At 71.4% G+C, this 23560-nt stretch carries 3 protein-coding genes; all 3 read left to right on the forward strand.

Features of this window, described 5'->3' with window-relative positions:
- Genes IEZ09_RS12940 through IEZ09_RS12950 form a run of 3 tightly spaced genes read left to right on the forward strand, consistent with a single transcriptional unit; the run spans position 1 to position 23545 of the window.
- On the forward strand, positions 1-12555 hold the full coding sequence (locus IEZ09_RS12940) for a type I polyketide synthase (protein WP_189253894.1): 12555 nt from the start codon (positions 1-3) through the stop codon (positions 12553-12555).
- The gene (locus IEZ09_RS12945; protein WP_189253895.1) at positions 12555-15677 is read left to right on the forward strand and encodes a type I polyketide synthase; all 3123 of its coding nucleotides are present in this window, start codon (positions 12555-12557) and stop codon (positions 15675-15677) included. Before IEZ09_RS12940 ends, IEZ09_RS12945 begins: the two co-directional genes overlap by 1 nt.
- Entirely contained in the window at positions 15674-23545 is a 7872-nt protein-coding gene (locus IEZ09_RS12950) for a hybrid non-ribosomal peptide synthetase/type I polyketide synthase (protein WP_189253896.1), read from the forward strand. Before IEZ09_RS12945 ends, IEZ09_RS12950 begins: the two co-directional genes overlap by 4 nt.
- Positions 23546-23560: the final 15 nt, after the last annotated feature.

The following is a 23560-nucleotide window of genomic DNA, read 5'->3' on the forward strand; positions in this document are numbered from 1 at the left end:
ATGTCTGGAAACGACGCGATCGCCGTCATCGGCCTGTCGTGCCGGCTGCCCGGCGCGCCCGACGCGCGCTCGTTGTGGCATCTGCTGGCCGACGGCCGTTCGGCACTCGTCGACGAGGCACCCGGCCGTCCCGGTCTGGGCCGCGGTGGCTACCTGACCGGGATCGACCTCTTCGACCACGACTTCTTCGGCATCTCCCCGCGCGAGGCGGCGGCGATGGACCCGCAGCAGCGGCTCGTGCTCGAGCTCAGCTGGGAAGCGCTGGAGGACGCGGGAGTTCTTCCCGCCGAGCTGCGCGGTACGCGGACCGGGGTGTTCGCCGGGTCGATCGCGGACGACTACGCGACTCTCGTGCGGTCGAGCGACTCGGTGACCCAGCACAGCCTGACGGGTCTGCAGCGCGGCATCATCGCGAACCGCGTCTCGTACTTCCTCGGCCTGCGCGGGCCGAGCATGACCGTCGACACTGGACAGTCGTCTTCCCTGGTGGCCGTGCACCTCGCCTGCGAGAGCCTGCGTGCGGGGGAGTCCGGCATCGCGCTGGCCGCCGGTGTGCAGCTGAACCTGGCGCCCGCGAGCAAGGTCGTCGCCGACCGGTTCGGCGGGCTGTCGCCGGACGGGGAGTGTTTCACGTTCGACGCGCGCGCCAACGGGTACGTGCGCGGCGAGGGCGGCGCCGTCGTGGTGCTGAAGCGGTTGACGGACGCGGTTGCCGACGGCGACCGCGTTCTCGCTGTGATCCGCGGCAGTGCCGTCAACAACGACGGTGGTGGTGACGGGCTCACCGCGCCCGAGCAGGCCGCTCAGGAGGCCGTGATCCGGCTGGCGCACGAGCGGGCGGGGACCTCGCCGTCCGACACGTGCTTCGTCGAGCTGCACGGCACGGGCACCCGCCTCGGCGACCCGGTCGAGGCCGGGGCGATCGGTGCCGTGATCGGCGCCGGGCGCGCGGAGCCGGTGCTGGTGGGTTCGGTCAAGACGAACATCGGGCACCTGGAGGGTGCGGCCGGTGTCGCCGGGCTGGTCAAGGCCGTGCTGGCGATCAGCCACCGGCAGTTGCCGCCGAGCCTCAACCACGTCACGCCGAACCCGGCAATTCGGCTGGACTCGCTGGGCATCCGCGTGAACACCGCCCTGAGCCCGTTGCCCGGCAAGGACTTCATCGCCGGGGTCAGCGCGTTCGGTGTGGGCGGCACGAACTGCCACGTCGTGCTGTCGGACTGGGAAACGCCCGTTCAGGACGCTCCCGCGGACCCCGCCGTCACGCCCTGGCTGATTTCCGGTCGTGAGCCGCAGGCCGTGCGTGATCAAGCCGCCCGTCTGATCGAGCACCTCGAACGGAACCCCGATCTTTCCCCCGCCGCGGTCGGCCGGTCACTGGCCACCCGCCGCACGAGGTTCGAGCACCGCGCGGTCGTCGTGAACGGCAACGTGGACGAGCTGCGCGTGCTGGCGGAGGGCGGCGCGTCCGCGGGCATCGTCGAGGGCAGCGGTTCGTGCGAGCGGGTCGCGTTCGTGTTCCCCGGCCAGGGTTCGCAGTGGGTGGGCATGGCCGTCGAGCTGCTGGACGCCTCGCCGGTCTTCGCGGAACGGATGCGGGAGTGCGACGCCGCGATCCGCGAGTACGCCGGCTTCTCGGTGATCGACGTCCTGGACGACGCCGAGGCGTTGGCCCGCATCGAGATCCTGCAGCCGGTGCTGTTCGCGGTCATGGTCTCGCTGGCCGCGCTGTGGGAGTCCTACGGCGTCGTGCCGTCCGCCGTGGTCGGCCACTCCCAGGGCGAGATCGCCGCCGCGCACATCGCGGGCGTGCTGACGCTGGAGGACGCCGCACGGATCGTCGTGCTGCGCAGCAGGCTGTTCGCCGAGGAGCTGGCCGGCAATGGCGCCGTCGCCTCCGTGGCGCTGCCGCTCGACGAGGTTCGCGCGCGGCTGTCCGACGAACTCAGCATCGCCGGGATCAACGGGCCGCGCTCGGTCACGGTCGCCGGGCCCGTCGGCGCATTGCAGTCCTTTGTGGACGGCTGCGTCGCGGACGGCCATCGCGCGAGGGTGATCGCCTCGACCGTCGCGTCGCACTGCGCCCAGGTCGAACCGCTGCGCGAGCAGCTGCTGGACCTCCTGGCGCCGGTGACGCCGCAGCCGGGCGAGATCCCCTTCTACTCCACCGTGACCGGCACGCTGCTCGACGGCGAGCAGCTCGACGCGCACTACTGGTTCCGCAACGCGCGGGAACCCGTCGACTTCGTCGCCGCCGTCACGTCGCTGCTCACCGACGGTCACCAGGCGTTCGTCGAGGCGAGCGCGCATCCCGTTCTCGCTGCGGCCGTGGGAGAGATCGCCGAGCACGCGGGTGCCGATGTCGTGGCAGTCGGGTCGACGCGCCGGGACGACGGCGGGCTCGCCCGGTTCGTCACGTCGGTCGCCGAGGCCGCGGTGCGCGGTGTCGAGGTCGACTGGAGCGCCGCGTTCGACGGCGGACCCGGTGCCGACCTGCCGACCTACGCCTTCCAGCGCACGAGCCACTGGATCGAGACCTCCACGAGCACCGAGGCCGAGGCCCCCTCGTTCGCCCGAACCGAGGCGCCGGTCGTGGACCAGCGCGAACGGCGTTCGATGCTGGAACTGGTCTGCGCGCACACCGCCGCGGTCTCCGGACGCGCGGCGCTCGGGCCCGGCCAGGCGAGCAAGGCGTTCAAGGAACTCGGGTTCGACTCGCCGATGTCGAGCCAGCTGCGCAACCGGCTCGCCGCCGCGACCGGTCTCGCGCCCGCGACCAGCGTCGTGTTCGACCACCCGACGCCCGAGCTGCTCGCCCGGCACCTCACCGAGCTGGCAGGGGAGTCCACTCAGGACGCCGTGGAGTCCGCGCCCGTCGTGGACACCGAGGACCCCGTCGTCATCGTCGGCATGGCCTGCCGCCTGCCCGGCGACATCCGTTCGCCGGAGGACCTCTGGCGGCTGCTGATGGACGAGGGCGACGCGATCTCCGACTTCCCGGCCGACCGCGGCTGGCGGGTCGAGGACCTCTACGACCCCGACGGCACCCGCGCGGGCACCTCCTACGTGCGGCAGGGCGGGTTCCTGCACGACGCGGCGCAGTTCGACCCGGCGTTCTTCGGCATCAGCCCGCGCGAGGCGGCCGCGATGGACCCGCAGCAGCGCCTGCTGCTCGAAACCTCGTGGGAGTGCCTGGAGCACGCGGGAATCGACCCCGCCGTGCTGCGCGGCAGCCGCACCGGTGTGTTCACCGGCCTGATCAGCCAGGAGTACGGGCCGCGCCTGACCGAGGGCATCGCGGGCGCCGAGGGCTACCTCCTCACCGGCACCACGCCGAGCGTCGCGTCAGGCCGCATCGCCTACTCCCTCGGCCTCGAAGGGCCCGCTGTCACCGTCGACACGGCGTGCTCGGCTTCGCTCTTCGCGTTGCACCTCGCCTGCCAGGCCGTGCGGCTCGGCGAGTGCGAGCAGGCGCTGGCGGGCGGCGCGACCGTCATGCCGGCACCCGGCATGTTCGTGGAGCTCAGCAAGCAGGGCGCGTTGTCGCCCGACGGCCGCTGCAAGGCGTTCTCCGACGACGCCGACGGCACCGGCTGGGCCGAAGGTGCCGGTGTCGTGCTGGTGGAACGACTCTCCACCGCCCGCCGGCTCGGCCACCAGGTGCTCGCCGTCGTGCGCGGGTCCGCGGTCAACTCCGACGGCGCCTCCAACGGCCTGACCGCGCCGAACGGTTCGGCGCAGCGCAAGGTCATCCGGCAGGCACTGGCCAGCGCGGGTCTCCGGCCCTCCGACGTGCAGGTCGTGGAAGCGCACGGCACCGGCACCAAGCTCGGCGACCCCATCGAGGCCAACGCGATCCTCGCGACCTACGGCCAGGACCGCGATCAGCCGGTGGTGCTCGGCTCGCTGAAGTCGTCCGTTGGCCACACCCAGGCAGCCGCCGGTGTGGCCGGCGTGATCAAGATGGTGTTGGCCCTGCGCAACGGGATCGTGCCGCGCACCCTGCACGTCACCAGCCCGACGTCCCGCGTCGACTGGACCTCCGGCGCGGTGAAGCTCGCGACCTCCACCGAGCTGTGGCCCGCTGCTGACGGCCCGAAGCGCGCTGCCGTGTCGTCGTTCGGCATCAGCGGCACCAACGCGCACCTCGTGCTCGAAGAGGCTCCTGCCGAGCTGGTGACCACCCGCGCGGACGTGCCGGAACAGCCGCTCGTGTGGGCGTTGTCCGGCAAGACTCCCGCGGCGTTGCGGGCGCAGGCCGAGCAGCTGCTGGCCCACCTCGCCGAGCACCCGGAACTGCGTGACGACGACATCGGTTACTCGCTCGCGACCACCCGTGCCGCTTTCCCGCACCGGGCGTTCGTGATCGGGGAGGGCGACGACCTGCTGGAAGGCGTGCGGGAGATCGCCGACGGCGAGCCCGCGCCGAACGTGGTGCGCGGTGTCGCCGAGATCGAGGGCGGTGTCGTCTTCGTCTTCCCCGGTCAGGGTTCGCAGTGGGCGGGGATGGCCGCCGAGCTGCTGAACGCCTCACCGGTCTTCGCCGAGGCGTTCGCGGAGTGCTCGGCCGCCGTCGAGTCCTTTGTGGACTTCAGGGTGGCCGACGTGCTGAACGACTCGGCCGAGCTGGAGCGCATCGAGGTGCTGCAGCCGGTCCTGTTCACCGTGATGGTGTCGCTGGCGCGACTGTGGCAGCGGTTCGGCGTCGAGCCTTCCGCCGTCGTGGGGCACTCGCAGGGCGAGATCGCCGCCGCGCACATCGCCGGCGCACTCTCGTTGCGTGATGCGGCACGGCTCGTTGTCTTGCGCAGCAAGCTCTTCGCGGACGAGCTCGTCGGCAACGGCGCCGTCGCCTCCGTCGCGCTGCCCGCGGACGAGGTGCGGACGCGGCTGATCGACGGTCTGTCGCTGGCCGGTGTGAACGGCCCGACGGCCTGCACGGTCGCGGGTGCACTGGCCGCGCTCGAAGAGTTCGTGGCTCGGTGCGAGGCGGACGGGATCCGGGCGCGCGTCGTGCCGTCGACCGTTGCCTCGCACTGCGCCCAGGTCGAGCCGCTGCGCGAGCGCCTGCTCGAGCTGATCGGGACGCTGGAGCCGGCGGCCGCGCGCATTCCCTTCTACTCCACGGTGTCCGGTGGCCTGGTCGACACGCGCGAGCTGACCGCCGAGTACTGGTTCACCAACGCCCGGCAGCCCGTCGACTTCCTCGGCGCGCTCGGATCGCTGTTCGCCGACGGGCACCGGGTGTTCGTCGAGGCGAGCCCGCACCCCGTGCTCTCGGTCGGCGTGCAGGACTCCGCGGAGGCGGCGGACGTCGCTGTCGCCGCGGTCGGGTCGCTGCGCCGGGGCGAGGGTGGCCTGGCCCGGTTCCTGATGTCGGTCGCCGAGGTCAACGCTGCCGGTGTGCCGGTGAGGTGGGACGAGGTCTTCCCGGCCGCACACCGGGTCGAGCTGCCGACGTACGCGTTCCAGCGGCAGCGTTACTGGATCGCGCCGACCACCGGTGGCGCGCCGACCGGGGAGCACAGGTTCCTGCGCGGCAAGGTCGATCTCGCCGACGGCGGTGTCGTGTGGAGCGGACAGGTGTCCCTCGACGACGACGCGTGGCTGGCGGATCACGCCGCGATGGACGTGGTTCTGCTGCCCGGCACTGCTTTCCTGGAGATGGCCGCCCACGCCGGTGCGTCCGCGGGCTGTGACGTCGTGGACGAGCTGATCCTCCAGGCGCCGCTAGCGCTGCCCGCCGAGGGTTCGGTGGAGCTTCAGGTCGTGCTCGGCGGTGACCGCTCGATCGCGATCTATGCGCGAACCGCCTCGGATGCGCCGTGGACGCTGCACGCGTCCGGATCGGTGTCCGAGGGCGAGGCCGAGCCGGTCGACATCGCCTGGCCTCCCGCGGGCACGGCGGTCGAGGTCTCCTACGACTCGCTGAACCGGCTCGGCTACCGGTACGGGCCGTTGTTCCAGGGCCTGCGGGCGTTGTGGCGCGACGGTGACGACCTGTACGCCGAGGTGGAGCTGTCCGGCGACGGGGTGGACGGGTTCCGCCTGCACCCCGCGCTGCTCGACGCCGCTCTGCACGCCCTGCCGCTGACCGCGGACAAGGGGCTGAGGCTGCCGTTCAGCTGGAGCGGTGTGCGGATCGCGTCCGGCAAGGCCACCTCGCTGCGGGTGCGACTGACGCCGTCCGGCGACGGGGCCGCGCTGGTCGCGACCGACGCGGACGGCAAGCTCGTGATCAGCGCCGAGTCGCTGGTGCTCCGGCCGCCCGCGCTCAGGGCGGACGTGCAGAAGCCGTTGCGGGTGCGGTGGGTCAGCGCGCCAGAAGGAACCGCTTCGACGGCCGACGCCGTGGTCCACGAGATCAGCGGCATCGATGACACGCATCGGGCGGTCGTCGAAACGCTGCGGCTGGTGCAGGACTCGCTCGCGGACGACCGGGTCGTGGTCATCGCGACGCGTGGTGCGGTCGCCGCACGGGGTTCCGAGGACGTGCGCGACCTGGCCGCGGCCTCGGTGTGGGGCCTGATCCGCAGCGCCCAGTCCGAGCACCCCGACCGGTTCGTGCTGGTGGACCTCGACCCGGCGGACGCCGCTCCGGTGCCGCTGCACGCGGTCCTCGCCTCCGGTGAGCCGCAACTCGCGCTGCGCGACGGACGCCTGCTGGTGCCCAGGCTCGGCGACGAGCCGGACCTGTTGGACGCACCCGACGGCAACTGGATGCTCGACGTCTCGCGGCGCGGTTCGCTGGACGGCCTGGTGCTGCGGGAGGTTCCCGAGACCGAACTCGCACCGGACGAGGTGCGGGTCGAGGTGCGCGCGGTCGGCATGAACTTCCGCGACGCCCTGATCACGCTCGACATGTACCCCGGTGACGGCCTGCTCGGCACCGAGAGCGCGGGCGTCGTGCTGGAAACCGGTTCTGACGTCACGGAGTTCGCCGCCGGCGACCGCGTGATGGGCCTCTTCCCGCGCGGCACCGGACCGGTCGCGGTGACCGACCACCGGTTGCTCGCCCACGTGCCCGGCGAGTGGACGTGGGCGCAGGCCGCCGGCACGCCGGTCGTCTTCCTCACCGCCTACCACGCGTTGGTGGAACTGGCGGAGCTGCGGCGCGGTGAGTCGTTGCTGCTGCACGCCGCCACGGGTGGCGTTGGCATGGCGGCGTTGCAGCTCGCGCGCCACCTCGGCGCCGAGGTGTTCGCCACGGCCAGCCCCGCCAAGCACGACGTGCTGCGCTCTCTCGGCGTGGCCGACGACCACATCGCGTCGTCGCGTGATCTCGCGTTCGCCGAGGAGTTCCGTCAGGTCGACGTGGTGCTGAACTCGCTGACCCGCGAGTTCGTCGACGCCTCGATCGGGCTGCTGCGCAACGGCGGCCGGTTCGTGGAGATGGGCAAGAACGACATCCGCGACGAGGTCCGCCCCGACGTCCGGTACCAGGCGTTCGACCTGCTGGTGCTCGAACCCGGCCGCATCCGGCGGATGTTCGACGCGCTGGAGCCGTTGTTCGGACAGGGTGTGCTGACGCCGCTGCCGGTGACGGCGTGGGAGGTGCGCGAGGCGCGTGCCGCGTTGCGCCACCTCAGCCAGGCCCGGCACGTCGGCAAGGTCGTGCTGACGCTGCCCCGCAAGCTCGACCCCGAGGGCACGGTGCTGATCACCGGCGGCACGGGCACGCTCGGCGCCCACGTTGCCCGGCGGCTCGTGCAGCGGCACGGCGTCCGGCACCTGCTCCTGGTGAGCCGCAGCGGTTCGGCTGTCGACCTGGGCGACCTCGACGCGTCCGTGACCGTCGCGCGGTGCGACGCTTCCGACGCCGAGGCGCTGCGGGCGGTGCTCGCGAACATCCCGGCCGAGCATCCGCTGACCGCTGTGGTGCACGCCGCCGGTGTGCTCGACGACGCGACCGTCGAGAGCATGACACCCGAACAGGTGCGAAACGTGTTGGCGCCCAAGGCCGACGCCGCGTGGCACCTGCACGAGCTCACCGCCCACCTCGACCTCGCCGAGTTCGCGCTGTTCTCGTCAGCCGCCGGCACGATCGGCACCGGCGGGCAGGCGAACTACGCCGCCGCCAACGCGTTCCTCGACGCCCTGGCCGAGCACCGGCACGCCCTCGGCCTGCCCGCCACCAGCATGGCGTGGGGCTACTGGGCCGAATCCAGCGGCATGTCCGGGCATCTGACGTCGGAAGACCTCGGCAGGCTCGGCCGGTCCGGCGTGCTGCCCATGTCCACTGAGGACGGTCTCGCGCTGTTCGACCGCGACTTCCTCGGTGCCGCCGCGGTCACGGTTCCCGCGCGGATCGACAGGTCCGGCACGGGCGTGGTGCCCGCGGTGCTGCGGTCACTCGTGAAGGCCCGCACGGCACGCACCGAACGCGAGTTGCCGCTCGCGGAACGGCTCTCCGGGCTGACCGCGGCCGAGCAGCACCGGGTGCTGCTGGAGCTGGTGTGCGCCAACGCCGCTGTCGTGCTCGGGCACGCCGACGCGTCCGGGTTCAACGTCACGCAGGCGTTCAAGGACCACGGGTTCGACTCGCTGACCGCCGTGGAGATGCGCAACCGCCTGGTCGCGGCGACCGGGCTGAAGCTGCCGTCGACGCTGCTGTTCGACCACCCGACGCCGGAACAGCTGGCCCGCGGCCTGCGCGCGAAGCTCGTGCCGGAAAACGCGCCGGTCCCACAGAAGCCGAAGCCGGTCGTCACCAGCGAACGCGAGCCCATCGCGGTCGTCGGCGTGGCCTGCCGGTTCCCCGGCGCCGACGACACCGACGGTTTCTGGGACCTGCTCCGCTCCGGCCGCGACGCCGTGCGCCCGGTTCCGCCGCAGCGCTGGGACCCTGCCGAGTTCGCGGGCACCGCACCCGGCAGGACCGTGCCCGTCGAGGGCGGCTTCCTCGACCGTCCGGTGGACGAGTTCGACCCGCTGTTCTTCGGCATCTCCCCGCGGGAAGCGCAGGAGATGGACCCGCAGCAGCGGTTGTTCCTCGAAGTCGCCTGGGAGGCGCTGGAGGACGCGGGCCTCGCGGGCGCGAACCTCGCCGGCAGCAGGACCGGTGTGTTCGCCAGCGCGATCTGGCAGGACTACGCGGCACTGGCCCCGGACGTCGACCAGTTCTCGCTGCACTCGGCTACGGGCAGGGCGCTCAACATGGTCGCGAACCGCCTGTCCTACGCACTCGGCCTGCGCGGGCCGAGCCTGATGGTCGACAGCGCCTGCTCGTCGTCGCTGCTCGCGATCCACCTCGCCTGCCAGAGCCTGTGGTCCGGCGAGTCGACCGCGGCGATCGCGGGCGGGTCGAGCCTGATCCTCAACCCGGCGACCATGGTGGCGCTCACCCAGTTCGGCGGCCTGTCGCCGGACGGGCGCTGCAAGGCGTTCGACGGCAGCGCCGACGGCTTCGGCCGCGGTGAGGGCTGCGGTGTCGTGGTGCTCAAGCCGTTGTCGCGGGCGATCGCCGACGGCGACGACATCTGGTGCACCATCCGCGGTTCCGCGTCGAACAACGACGGTCTCAGCAACGGTCTCACCGCGCCGAGCGTCACCGCGCAGGAGGACGTGCTGCGCGAGGCCTACCGCCGCTCGGGCGTCGACCCGCGCGACGTCCACTACGTCGAAACGCACGGCACCGGAACGTCGCTGGGCGACCCGATCGAGGCGAACGCGCTGGGTGCCGTGGTCGGCGGGCAGCGCGACGACGCACTCGTGATCGGCTCGGTGAAGACCAACATCGGTCACCTGGAGGCCGCGGCGGGTGTCGCGGGCTTCATCAAGGCAGTGCTGGTGCTGCGCCACCGCGAGGTGCCGCCGAACCTGCACTTCGCGAACCCCAACCCGGAGATCGACTTCGCCGGTCTCGGACTGCGGGTGCCCACCGCGCTTGAGGCGTGGCCGGCCGAGCGGGCTCCGTTCGCCGCGGTCAGCGCGTTCGGGTGGGGCGGCACGAACGTCCACATCGTCCTGGAGGGCTCGGAGCAGACCACCACCGAGACTCCTGACGACCAGGACAGCCACCTCGTGGTGCTGTCCGCGAAGACGCCAGAGGCGCTGCGGGAGCACGCGGCCAACGTCGCCGCCGCGGACCTGCCGGTGCGCGAGGTCGCGGCCGCCGCGTCGGCACGGATGGCGTTGCCGCACCGGCTCGCCGTGGTCGCGGACACCAGCGCGGACCTCGCGGAAGCGCTTGCGGCACACGGACGTGGCGAGACCCACGTCGGTGTCGTCACGGGCGCGGCCGAAGCTCCACCGAAGATCGCGTTCGTCTTCCCGGGCCAGGGTTCGCAGTGGATCGGCATGGGACGCGAACTTCTCGCGACCGAGCCGGTTTTCCGTGCGGCGCTGGAGGAGTGCGACGCGGCCGTCAGCCAGTTCGCCGACTGGTCGGTCATCGCCGAGCTGGAGGCGGACGAGGACACCTCGCAGCTGCACCGGATCGACGTCGTGCAGCCGATGCTGTTCGCCGTCGAGGTCGCGCTGGCCGCGCTGTGGCGGTCGTGGGGCGTCGAACCGGACGCCGTCGTCGGCCACAGCATGGGCGAGATCGCCGCCGCGCACGTCGCCGGTGTGCTGACGATCGAGGACGCGGCCAGGATCATCTGCCTGCGCAGTTCGTTGCTGCGCCGCGTGGCCGGCCAGGGCGCGATGCTCGCGGCCGAGCTCACCCTCGACGAGGCGGCCGAGGTCATCGCCGGGCACGAGGACAAGGTCTCCGTCGGCGTCAACAACAGCCCGCGCTCGACCGTGCTGTCCGGTGACCCCGCCGCACTGGAGCTGATCAAGGCGAAGCTCGAGGCGGACGAGGTGTTCTGCCGATGGGTCAAGGTGGACGTGGCATCGCACAGCCCGCAGATGGACCCGCTGCGCGACGACCTGTACGCCGCCGTGGCCGCGGTCAGGCCGCGGAAGGCCACCGTGCCGGTCTACTCGACGGTCCGCGGCGAGGTGCTCGACGGCACCACGATGGACGCGGACTACTGGGTCGACAACCTGCGCGCACCTGTGCTGTTCTCCGGCCAGATCAGCGCTCTCGCCCAGGACGGCGTGAAGGCGTTCGTGGAGATGACGCCGCACCCGATCCTGCTGCCCGCGGTCGAGCAGAACGTCCCCGGCACCACGGCCCTGCCCTCGTTGCGGCGCAACGAACCCGAACGGCCGTCGATGCTGCGCACCCTCGCGCGGCTGCACGTGCTCGGCCTGCCGATCCAGGGCAGCCCGGCGATCAGGCCTGCCCGGCGGGTCAAGCTGCCGACCTACCCGTGGCAGCGCGAGAGCTTCTGGCACCCCAGCGAGACCAGGCGGACCAAGCGGACCCGCGTGGCGGGGGAGCACCCGCTGCTCGGCGAACGGCTGGACTCGCCGCTGGAGCCAGGAACCCGGTTCTGGCAGTGGGAGATCGACTCGGACACGGCCGCCGTCCGCGACCACCGGGTCGGCGGGGTCGCGATCGTGCCCGGCGCGCTGTACGTGGACGTGCTGCTCGCGGCGGCCGCCGACATCCGGCCCGGTGAGGACTTCGACATCACCGGCATGGTGTTCGCCGAGCCGCTCGTCGTCAGGGACGGGGTGCGGCACCGGATGCAGCTGGTGGTCACCGAGGACCTGACCGCCCGGTTCTTCGCGGTCACGGAAGGCGGGCCGCTGGAGCTGGCCCACGCGAGCCTGGCGCCACGCGAAGAGGCGCCCGCCCCGGACACCGCGGTGCTCGCCGGGACCTTCGAAACCCTGAAGGGCGAGGAGTTCTACCGGGTGCTCGCCGAGCGCGACGTCCGCTACGGCCCCGCCTATCAGGGCGTCGTCCAGGTCGAGTTCTCCGCGACCGAGGCGACCGCCGTGATCGAGCTGCCCACCGCCGCCGAAGACCCCGGCCACCTGGTGCACCCGTCGTACCTCGACTCCGCGCTCCAGGTCGCCATCCCGCCGGTCCTGGCCGCGCTCGGCGAGGACAACTCGGCCCTGGTGAGCACGAGCCTGGCCCGCATCTCCGTCCACAAGCGACACCTGGGCGAGGGACGCGTGCACGCCACGGTGCGGAAGGAAGGCGACGTCTTCCTCGGCGACGTGCTGGTGCTCGACCCGGAGGGAAATCTCGTCGTCGAAGCGACCGGACTGCGGATGGCGTTGGTGGACAACGGTTCCGGCGTCACCCCGGCGCAGGAACCGCTCGCGGACATCAAGGCGCTGGCCCCGGCCGACCGCATCGAGGCGGTCGAGACCCTGATCGCCACGACCGTGTCCGGCGTGGTCGGCCTGCCCGCCGAACGGATCGGGCGCGACCAGCCGTTGCGCGGGTTCGGCATCGACTCGGTGATGTCCATGGAACTGCGCAACCGCCTGGAGGCCGCGTTCGGCGTGCGGCTGTCGGCGACGTTGATCTGGAACTACCCCACGGTGCACGACCTGGCCCGCTTCCTCGCGGACCTCGCGGGTCTGACACCGGAGAACGAAGCCGCACCTGTCGAGGAGATCGTGCTCGACGTGCCGGCCCACGAGTCCGATGACCTGGTCGAACGAGAGCTCGCTGAGCTGCTGCAGCGGATGGAGAACTTCTGATGGGGGACAACACGAAGGCGACGCTGCAGGCGATCCGCCGGTTGCGGGACAAGGTCGACGCGCTGGAGTCGGCCAAGCGCGAGCCCATCGCGATCGTCGGCATCGGCTGCCGGCTGCCCGGCGGGGCGAACTCGCCGGAGGAGCTGTGGCAGCTCGTCAAGGACGCCGTCGACACGATCACCGAGGTGCCGCCGGAGCGCTGGGACGCCGATGCGTTCTACGACCCGGACCCGGAGACCGTCGGGCGGATGACGTTCCGGCAGGGCGCCTTCGTGGACGACGTCGTGGGCTTCGACCCGTACTTCTTCGGCATCTCACCGAAGGAAGCGGCCAGGATGGACCCGCAGCAGCGGCTCTTCCTGGAGGTCGCGTGGGAGGCGCTGGAGGACGCCGGGCAGACGCGCGAGTCGTTGCTCGGCAGTGACACCGGCGTGTTCGTCGGCGCGAACAACACCGACTACTTCCAGATGCAGCTCGCCGCGCCCGAGTCGCTGCACATGTACACGACCGGCGGTGGCTCCAACAGCATCATCCCCAACAGGTTGTCCTACCTGTTCGACTTCCGCGGGCCGAGCCTCGTCGTCGACACGGCCTGCTCGTCGTCGCTGGTCGCGGTGCACCTGGCCGTGCAGTCGCTGCGCGCCAGGGAGAGCGAGATGGCCGTCGTCGGCGGCACGAACATGATCCTCTCGCCGATGACGACCATGGCCCACGCCAAGGGGCTTCCGCTCGCGCCGGACGGCAGGTGCAAGACGTTCGACGCCGCCGCCGACGGCTACACCCGCGGTGAGGGCGTGGCCGTGGTCGTGCTGAAGCGGCTGTCCGACGCCGTCGCGGCCGGTGACCGGATCTGGGCGGTCATCAAGGGCACGGCCACCAACCAGGACGGCCTGACCAACGGCATGACCGCGCCGAACGGCCTGGCGCAGCGCAGGGTCTTCGAGCAGGCGCTGCGCAACGGCGGCGTCGCGCCCGAGCAGGTCACGCTGCTGGAAGCCCACGGCACCGGCACGGCACTCGGCGACCCGATCGAGGTCGAGGCGCTGACATCGGTCTACGGCAAACAGGCCGACAACGCCTGCGCGCTCGGCTCGATCAAGACCAACGTCGGCCACCTGGAGGCGGCCGCCGGCATCACCGGCCTGCTCAAGGTCGTGCTGAGCATCCACCACGGCCAGATCGCGCCGCACCGGATGAACTCGCTGAACCCCCACATCGAGATCGACAGCACCAGGCTCTTCATCCCCGGTGAGCTGCAAGCGTGGGACGTGCCCGACGAGGTCCGCCACGGTGCGGTGAGCGCGTTCGGCGCGGGCGGCACCAACGCCCACGTCGTGCTGGGCCCGCCGCCGCGAACGGAGTCCACTGAGGACACCGGCGACCTGCGGATCCTGCCGATCACGGCACGCAGCGCGGAAGCGCTCGCACCGATGGTCACCGCCTACCGCGACTTCCTCGCCTCCGAGCCGGGATCGCTCAAGGACATCGCCCACACCGCGACCCACCGCCGGACCCAGCACGAGCACCGCCTGGTCGTCGTGGCGCAGGACGCGGCCGCAGCGGCGGACCGGCTGACGTCGTGGCTCGACGGCGAGGGCGGGCCTGGCATCGCCACCGGCAGCACCACGGCACCCGTCGAGGGCGGCATCGTGTTCGTCTGCCCCGGCCAGGGCGCGCAACGACCGGGCATGGGCCACGAGCTGATGACCCGCTGCGAGGCCTTCCGCACCGCGGTGCTGGAGGTCGACGAGGCGCTGAAGCCCCACCAGGACGGCCGTTCCGTCCTCGACGAGATCCTCCGCGTCGACGCGGCCGAGCTCGCCGACCGCATCGACCTCGTGCAGCCCGCGCTCTTCGCCGTCACGGTCGGCCTCGCCGCACGCTGGCGTGCGCTGGGCATCGAACCGGACGCGGTCGTCGGCCACAGCCTCGGCGAGGTCGCCGCCGCGCACATCGCGGGCGCCCTCAGCCTCGACGACGCGGCGAAGATCGTGAGCCTGCGCAGCACGTTGCTGCGCAAGCTGAGCGGCAAGGGCGCGATGCTCGTCGTGGCGCTGCCGATCGAGGAAGCCACCGCGCTCGTCGCCGACCACCAGGGTCTCGTCTCGGTCGCCGTCAGCAACAGCCCGGCGTCCACGGTGATCTCCGGCGACCCGGCCACGCTCGACTCGCTCGCCGAGGAGCTCAAGGCGCGCAACGTCTTCTGCCGCCCGATGAAGTCGGACGTCGCCGGCCACAGCCCGCAGATGGACACCCTGCGCGACGAACTGCTCGCGGGCCTCGCGGACATCAGGCCCGCCGCCGCGCACATCCCGATCTTCTCGACCGTCACCGGTGGCCCGGTCAACGGCGAGGAGCTCGACGCCGGCCACTGGTTCCGCAACCTGCGCCAGCCCGTGCTGTTCTGGGACACCATCCGCCGGCTAGTCGACGACAAGCACGGCGTGTTCCTGGAGCTCGGCCCGCACCCGGTCGTGCTGAACTCCGTCGAGGAGGCGTTCGAGCAGGCCGGGGTCACGGGCCTCGCGCTGCCGTCGATGCGCCGCGACGAGCCGGAGGACCTCGCCTCGCTGGAGAGCCTCGGCTCGCTGCACGCCCACGGCTTCGACGTCTCACTGTCCACAGCAGACGCTTCCGTCGTCGCGCTGCCTCCCTACGCGTGGCAGAAGGAGCGCTACTGGTTCACCAGCAGCGCGCCCACCGCACCCCAACTGACCGGTGCGGCAGCAGAAGAGGCCATCGAGATCGTCGCGCAACGCACCGCGGAGCCGCAGGTCAGGACCGAGGAGGACCTGTTCGGGTTCGTGCTCGACACCGTCGCCGGGTTCCTGGAGATGACCAGCAGCAGGATCGACCCGAACACCGGGTTCTTCCAGATGGGCATGGACTCGCTGATCGCGCGCAAGGTCCGGCAGCGGCTGGAGACCGCGCTGGAGGTGAAGCTGCCCGCCGCGGTGATGTTCGAGCACCCGAGCGTCGTGCAGCTGAGCAAGTACCTCCTCACGAAGCTCGGCGACGCCGAAACCCCGCAAGAAACTTCGGAAATCGACGACCTCACCGAGGACGAGCTCCTCGCCGTCCTCGCCGACGAACTCGGCAACACCACAGGGAGCACCCGATGACCGAGCCCGCCGACGCACGCCAGCTGCTCGCGAAGAGCGTGCTGGAGATCCGCCGGCTCCGCGCAGAGCTCGACGCCGTGCGCAAGCCCGACGACGACGCCATCGCCATCGTCGGCATGGCCTGTCGCATGCCGGGCGGCGCCAGCGATCCCGAGGAGTTCTGGCAGTTCCTCCGCTCCGGCGGGGACGGCATCGTCGACGTGCCCGAGTCGCGGTGGGACGTCGACCACTTCTACGACGCCTCGCAGGAAGCGCCCGGCAAGACCTACGTCCGCAAGGGCGGCTTCCTCGACGACATCGACCAGTTCGACGCGCCGTTCTTCGGCATCTCCCCGCGCGAGGCCAACACGCTCGACCCGCAGCAGCGCCTGCTGCTGGAGGTCGGCTGGGAGGCGCTGGAGAACGCGGGCATCAGCACCGAGAAGGGCGACAGCAACGTCGGCGTCTTCCTCGGTGTCACCAACCACGACTACAACCAGGCGCAGCTGCAGCAGATCGACCCCGCCGACCTCGACACCTACCTCGTCACGAGCCGCGCGGCCCCGTTCGCCGCGGGCAGGCTGTCGTACTGGCTGGGCCTCACCGGCCCGAGCATCTCCGTCGACACCGCGTGCTCGTCGTCGCTGGTCGGCGTGCACCTCGCGAGCCAGAGCCTGCGCTCCGGCGAGTGCGACGCCGCGCTCGCCGGTGGCGTCAACATCCTGCTGTCGCCCGAGTCGTACGTCGTGCTGTCCAAGGCGAAGATGCTCGCGCCGGACGGCTACTGCAAGACGTTCGACGCCTCCGCCAACGGCTACGTGCGCGGTGAGGGCTGCGGTGTCGTGGTGCTCAAGCGCCTGTCCGACGCGCTGGCCGCCGGGGACAACGTGCTCGCCGTCATCCGCGGCTCCGCGGTCAACCAGGACGGCCGCAGCAGCGGCATCACCGTGCCGAACCCGGTGGCGCAGCAGAACGTCATCCGCGAGGCGCTGCGCAACGCCGGGGTCGAGGCCGACCAGATCGGCTACGTCGAGGCGCACGGCACGGGCACGCCGCTGGGCGACCCGATCGAGCTGCGCGCCCTGGGCGCCGTGCTGGGCAAGCGGTCCGCGGACGACCTCGTCCCGGTCGGCTCGGTCAAGACCAACATCGGCCACCTGGAGCCCGCCGCGGGTGTCGCCGGCCTGATCAAGGTCGTGCAGTCGTTGCGGCACGAGGAGATCCCGCCGCACCTGCACCTCAAGGAGATCAACCCGGAGATCGGCATCGAGGAGCTGCCGCTGCGGGTGCCCACCGAGGTCACGCCGTGGCCGCGCGGCGAGCAGCCCCGTTTCGCGGGCATCAGCTCGTTCGGTGCCAGCGGCACGAACGTGCACGTGGTGCTGGAGGAGGCACCGCGCAGGACCCGTGAGCCGAAGACCGAGGCCACCAAGGCGTCGCTGCTCGCGTTGTCCGCCAAGTCGCCCGCGGCTCTGGCCGACCTCGCTGCCCGGTACGCGGACCGCCTGGAAGCCGCCGCCGAGGACGAGCTGCAGGACATCTGCGCCACCGCCGGTGCTGGCCGCTCGCACTTCGGCTACCGCCTCACCGCGGTCGCCTCGACGCCGGCCGAGATGCGCGACCTGCTCGTGGAGACGGCCGAGTCCGCCGAGCTCCCGGCATCGGTGCGGCAGGGGCACGTGCTGCCCGGCGCGGCACCGGACGTGGTGTTCCTGTTCACCGGTCAGGGCGCGCAGTACCCCGGCATGGGCCGTGCGCTGTACGCGGACGAGCCGGTCTTCCGCGCCGCGTTCGACCGGTGCGACGAGATCGCCGAACCACTGCTCGGCCGCACACTGCACAGCCTGATCAACCCTAAGCCGCAGGACATCGGGCTGGTCCACGAGACCCAGTACACGCAGCCGGTGATGTTCGCCGTCGAGTACGCGCTGGCCGAGCTGTGGAAGTCCTGGGGCGTCAAGCCCGCCGCCGTCGTCGGGCACAGCGTCGGCGAGCTGGTCGCCGCCTGCGTCGCCGGTGCGATGGGTCTGGCGGACGCGCTGCGCCTGACCGTCCGTCGTGGACAGTTGATGCACGAGCTGTGCGGGCCGGGAACGATGGCGGCGGTGTTCGCGGAGGTCTCGGTCGTCGAACGCGCGCTGGAGCCGTTCGCGGACCTCGCGATCGCCGCGATCAACGGGCCGCAGAGCATAGTCGTGTCCGGCGCGGAGGCGGAGCTCGACCGGTTCCTCGCCGCGCTGACCGCGCAGGGCGTGAAGTCCAAGAAGATGACGGTGTCGCGGGCGTTCCACTCGCCGCTCGTCGAGCCGATGCTCGACGAGTTCGAGCGGGAGGCCGCGTCGATCTCCTTCCAGCAGCCGCGCATCCCGGTGATCTCCAACGTGACCGGCGAGCGGGTGGAGAGCTTCTCCGCGTCGTACTGGCGGGAGCACGTCCGGCAGCCCGTGCGGTTCCTGGACGGCATGACCACGCTGTTCGACCAGGGCTACCGCCGGTTCGTCGAGATCGGCCCCGCGCCGACGTTGCTCGGCATGGCCAAGAGGTTCGCACCCGCAGACGAAGAACTGGTCTTCCTGCCGTCGTTGCGGCAGCACCACGACGACCGCAAGGTCCTGCTCGACTCGGCCGCCGCGCTGTACGTGCGGGGCTACGAGCTCGACTGGTCCGGTGTCGCGCCGGGTGGCCGCGCCGAGCTGCCGCTGTACCCGTTCCAGCGCCGGCACCACTGGTTCGAGCCGAGTGCCGCCGTGTCCCGTCCGGCCCGCAGCGCGAAGACGTTGCTGGGCAACCGGATCGAGTCGCCGCTCGACGTCGTCCAGTTCGAGTCCGAGCTGAGCGTCACGCGCCACCCGTGTCTCGGTGACTGCGTGATGGGCGACCTGACGATCATCAACATCGGCGTCTACCTCGAGTCGGTCTTCCGCGGCATGCGCGAGCTCGGCCACGAGGGCGTGTTCGTCGTCGAGGACGGCCTGGTGCTGCAGAGCCTCGTCATCGACCCGGCCACCGGCACGACGGCGCAGCTGCACTTCACCGACCACGACGGTGACACGAAGTTCTTCCGCTACTACGCCAAGCAGATCGACGGCGACTGGCGGGCCCACACGCAGGGCAAGGTGCACTGCGACACCACGATCACGCCCCGGATCGGCACGGCGCGCACCGACGTGGCGCGGTTCCCCCGCGAGCTGACCGGTGCCGAGTTCTACCAGAACATGGCGGGCCGCGACCTCACGCTCGGCGACTCCGCGCGGTGGGTCGAGCACGTCTGGCGCGCCGACAGCGAGGCGATCGCCCGCATGCGGCCGCCGGTCGACGGGGAGACCGGCTACCTGCTGCACCCCGGCCTCACGGACGCGATGTTCCAGGTCGTGTTCTCGGCGCTGCCCGACGACACCCCCGAGGACGCCGTCTTCGCGATCGTCGGCATCGACCAGCTGGTCTTCCACGACGTCCAGGTCGACGGGCCGTTGTTCTGCCACGCCAAGGTCTCCTCGGTGCCCGGCTCGTCCTCGACGCTGTTCGCCGACGTGCGGCTGGAGGACTCCGACGGCAACCCGGTCGTCGACTCGACCGGCGTGTGCCTCAAGCGCGCCGACCGCGACCTGGTGCTGCGCACGTCCGCGCCGACCCGGACCGTGTCGGCGCCGTCGCAGCCGTCGGGCGGTCTCGTCGACCTGCCCACCGACCCGGCCGAGCGCCGGCAGAAGGTGCTGGAACTGGTGACCGGCGCCGTGGCGAAGGCTCTCGGTGCCCGGTCCGCCGACGTCGACGTGCACGAGCCGTTGCAGAACCTCGGCCTCGACTCGCTGATGGCTCTCGAAGTCAAGGACGCGCTGTCCGCCCGGCTCGGCGTGACGCTGCCGCTGGTGGCGTTCATGGAGTCCGGCGGTGTGCTGGCGCTCACCGAGTTCGTGATGTCGTCGCTGGAGGAAGGCACCGGTGGCGGCAAGCTGCCCGAGGTCGTGCCGGACCCGGACGGGCGCTACGAGCCGTTCCCGCTGACCGACCTGCAGCAGGCCTACCTCGTCGGCCGCTCGGACGCGTTCCCGCTCGGCCAGGTGTCGACGTACTTCTTCATCGAGGTGGAGCTGGACGGCGTCGACCTCGGCAAGCTGACCAGCGCGTGGAACGAGATCATCGCGCGGCACGACATGCTGCGCGCGATCGTCACCCCGGACGGCTACCAGCGCGTGCTGCCCGAGGTGCCGGCGTACGAGATCCGCTCGCTCGACCTGCGCGGCCACGACGACCAGGAACGCGTGCTCCAGGAAGTGCACGTGGAGATGCGCGACCAGGTGTTCGACGCCGGTGTCTGGCCGTTGTTCGACATCCGCGCCTCGATCCTCGACGACAAGCGCACGAGGCTCCACATCGGACTCGACGCGATGATCATGGACGCCTGGAGCACCTCGACGGTGTTCCAGGAGTGGGCGATGGTCTACCGCGGCGAGCGCGCCAACCTGCCCGCGATCGAGCTGAGCTACCGCGACTACGTGCTGGCGATGCGCTCGATGGAGGGCGGCGAGCTGCACACGAAGTCGCTGGAATTCTGGCGCGAGCGGGTGAAGACCCTGCCGTCCGCACCCGACCTGCCGGTCGCGGTGAACCCGGCGACGATCGCGCGGTCGGTGTTCTCGCACCGCACCCTGACGATCGACGCGGACGCGTGGACGAGGTTCAAGCGCTCGGCCGCGGCTGCCGGTGTCACGCCGTCCGCCGCCCTGGGCACCGCGTACTCGCAGATCATCGCGGCGTGGAGCCGGTCGAGCAAGTTCACGCTCAACGTGCTGTTCTTCAACCGCCTGCCGTTGCACGAGAAGGTCGCCGAGGTCGTCGGCAACTTCAGCGCCACCACGCTGCTGGAGGTCGACAGCGCCGTCGAGGTGCCGTTCGCCGACCGGGCCGTGCGGCTGCAGAACCAGCTGTGGACCGACCTCGAGCACAGCCACGTCAGCGGCGTGCAGGTGCTGCGCGAGTTCAGCCGGGTGCGCGGCGCGGCGGCGCGGACGACGATGCCGATCGTCTTCGCCAGCACGGTCAACTTCGCCTCGCAGGAGGAAGCGGCCGCGGCGACCGGGTTCGTCGAGCACCTGACCACGATGGGCGAGGGCGGCCGCGAGGTCTCCAGCTCCATCCGGACCCCGCAGGTGTGGCTGGACCACCAGGTCGTCGAGGACGAGGGCGCGCTGGTCGTCAACTGGGACGTCGTCGACGAGATCTTCCCCGAGGGGATGATCGACACGATGTTCGCCGCTTACGAGGGCGTGCTGCGCGAGCTGTGCGACGACGAGCAGGCATGGGAGCGGCAGGCGCCGATGGTGGTGCCGGCGTCCGAGCTCGCCGCCCGCGAGGAGGCCAACGCGACGGACGGCTTCCTGCCGGACGGCCTGCTGCACGAGGGTTTCCTGGCCCGTGCCGCGTCCGATGGTGATCGCGTCGCCCTGATCTCCGGGCGCCGCACCCTCACCTACGCCGAGCTCGACGGCGTGTCCAACCAGGTGGCGCGTCAGCTGGCCGGGATCGCGCCGGGATCACTCGTCGCGGTCGTGATGGAGACCGGCTGGGAGCAGGTCGCGGGCGTGCTCGGTGTGCTCAAGGCGGGTTGCGTGTACGTCCCGATCGACGCACACGTTCCCGCGGAGCGCCTGAAGCTGTTGTGCGACAACGCGGGCATCACCGTGGCGCTGACCCAGGAACGCGTCCTCGACCGCGTCACGTGGCCGGTCGACGTGTTCACTGTGGACGGTGCTGCGGTCGCTGCCCAGGACGCCGCACCGGTCGTGCCCGTGGATCGTTCGCCCGACGACCTCGCCTACGTCATCTACACGTCCGGATCGACCGGTGTGCCGAAGGGCGTGGCGATCGAGCACCGCGGCGCGCTGAACACGATCCACGACGTCAACGACAGGTTCGGCATCACCGCTGACGACCGCGTGCTCGCGTTGTCCGCGTTGAACTTCGACCTGTCCGTCTACGACGTCTTCGGCCTGCTCACGGCGGGCGGCGCGATCGTCATGCCCGACGCAGGCCTGGCCCGCGAACCGCGGCACTGGGCCGAGCTGGTGGCAGAGCACAACGTCACCGTGTGGAACACCGTGCCCGCGCTGATGGAGATGTTCGTCGAGGCGACCGAACCCGGCACCACGCTCCCGATCCGCGTCGTCATGATGAGTGGCGACTGGATCCCGGTGCCGCTGCCGGACCGCATCCGCAAGCTGCTGCCGGACGCCGACCTCTACAGCCTCGGCGGTGCCACCGAAGCATCGATCTGGTCGATCCTGCACCCGATCGGCGAGGTGGACCTGTCGGCGCCGAGCATCCCGTACGGCAAGCCGATGCGGAACCAGCGGTTCCACGTGCTCGACGACGCGATGCGTCCCTGCCCCGTCTGGGTTCCCGGCCATCTGCACATCGCCGGTGCCGGGCTCGCCCGCGAGTACCTCGGCGACCCGGAGAAGACCGCGGCGTCGTTCGTGCGGCACCCGCAGACCGGGGAACGCCTGTACCGCACCGGTGACCTCGGCCGGTACCTGCCCGACGGCACCATCGAGTTCCTCGGCCGCGAGGACTTCCAGGTCAAGGTCAACGGCTACCGCGTCGAGCTCGGCGAGATCGAGGTCGCACTGGCGCGGTGCACCGGGGTCCGCGCGTCCGTCGTCGCCGCGATCGGTGACCGGCAGGGCCCGAAGCGGCTGGTCGGCTATGCCGTCGCCGAGCCGGGTCACGAGCTGAACGGTGACGAGCTGCGGTCGGTCCTGCGTGCGGAGCTGCCGGAGTACCTGGTGCCGCAACACGTCCTGGTGCTCGACGAGCTGCCGTTGACCGCCAACGGCAAGGTCGACCGGACGGCCCTGCCCGCACCGGAGAGCCTGGGCGCCTCCGGTGAGGGTGCCGCACCGCGCGACGAGATCGAACGGCTGCTCGCGGGCATCTGGGAGGACTTCTTCGCCGACAGCAAGATCACGGTCACGTCGGACTTCTTCGTCCTCGGCGGCGACTCGCTGCTGGCGGTGCGGCTGATGGCGCGAATCCGGTCCACGACGGGGATCGCGCTGCCGCTCGCGACGCTGTTCGACAATTCGACGATCGAGCGGCTCGCCGACGTGCTGCGGCAGAACGGCAACGTCGGCCGGTCGGCGCTGGTGCCGATCCGCACGGACGGCACGCGCACGCCGTTGTTCTTCGTGCACCCGGTCGGCGGTGACGTGCTCTGCTACGCCGATCTCGCCGCACAGCTGGGTGAGGACCAGCCGTTCTACGGCCTGCAGGTCCCGGACGACGCACCGGACTCGATCCCGGCGCTGGCCGCCCGCTACGTCGAGGCGCTCCCCGCCGACGGCCCGATCCGGATCGGTGGCTGGTCGATGGGCGGCGTGATCGCGCTGGAAATGGCCGCCCAGCTGGAAGAGGCCGGTCGCGCCGTCGAACTCGTCGCCGCGGTGGACCTGCTGGAGCCGCCCGGCCCGGCGGCCGCCGAGTTCGACGAGGCGGCACTGCTGGCCTGGTTCGCGAGCGACCTGTCCGGTCTCGTCGGCTCGGACTGGAAGCCCTCGGCCGACGTCTTCCGCGTCGAGTCGCCGCTCGCGGTGCTGCACGCCGGGGCGGTCGCGGCCGGTGTGCTCTCGCCCGACATCGACCTGGCGACGCTGGAAGCGATCGTCGAGCGGTTCACCCGCAACTGCCGTGCCCTGGCAACGCACGCGCCGCGCCAGGTGCAGAGCCCGGTGCTGCTCGTGCGGGCAGAGGACGGCGCGACCGTGGAGACAACGCAGAAGTGGCTCGCGCTGTGCGGTGGCGTGGAGCAGATCGACATCGCCGGTGATCACTACTCCGTGGTGAAGCGACCCGGTGTCACCGCGCTGGCCGACGCCATCGGCCGGGCCTGAATCACTCTACAAAGG

It is taken from the genome of Lentzea flava, from assembly GCF_014648475.1.
Classification (GTDB): domain Bacteria; phylum Actinomycetota; class Actinomycetes; order Mycobacteriales; family Pseudonocardiaceae; genus Lentzea; species Lentzea flava.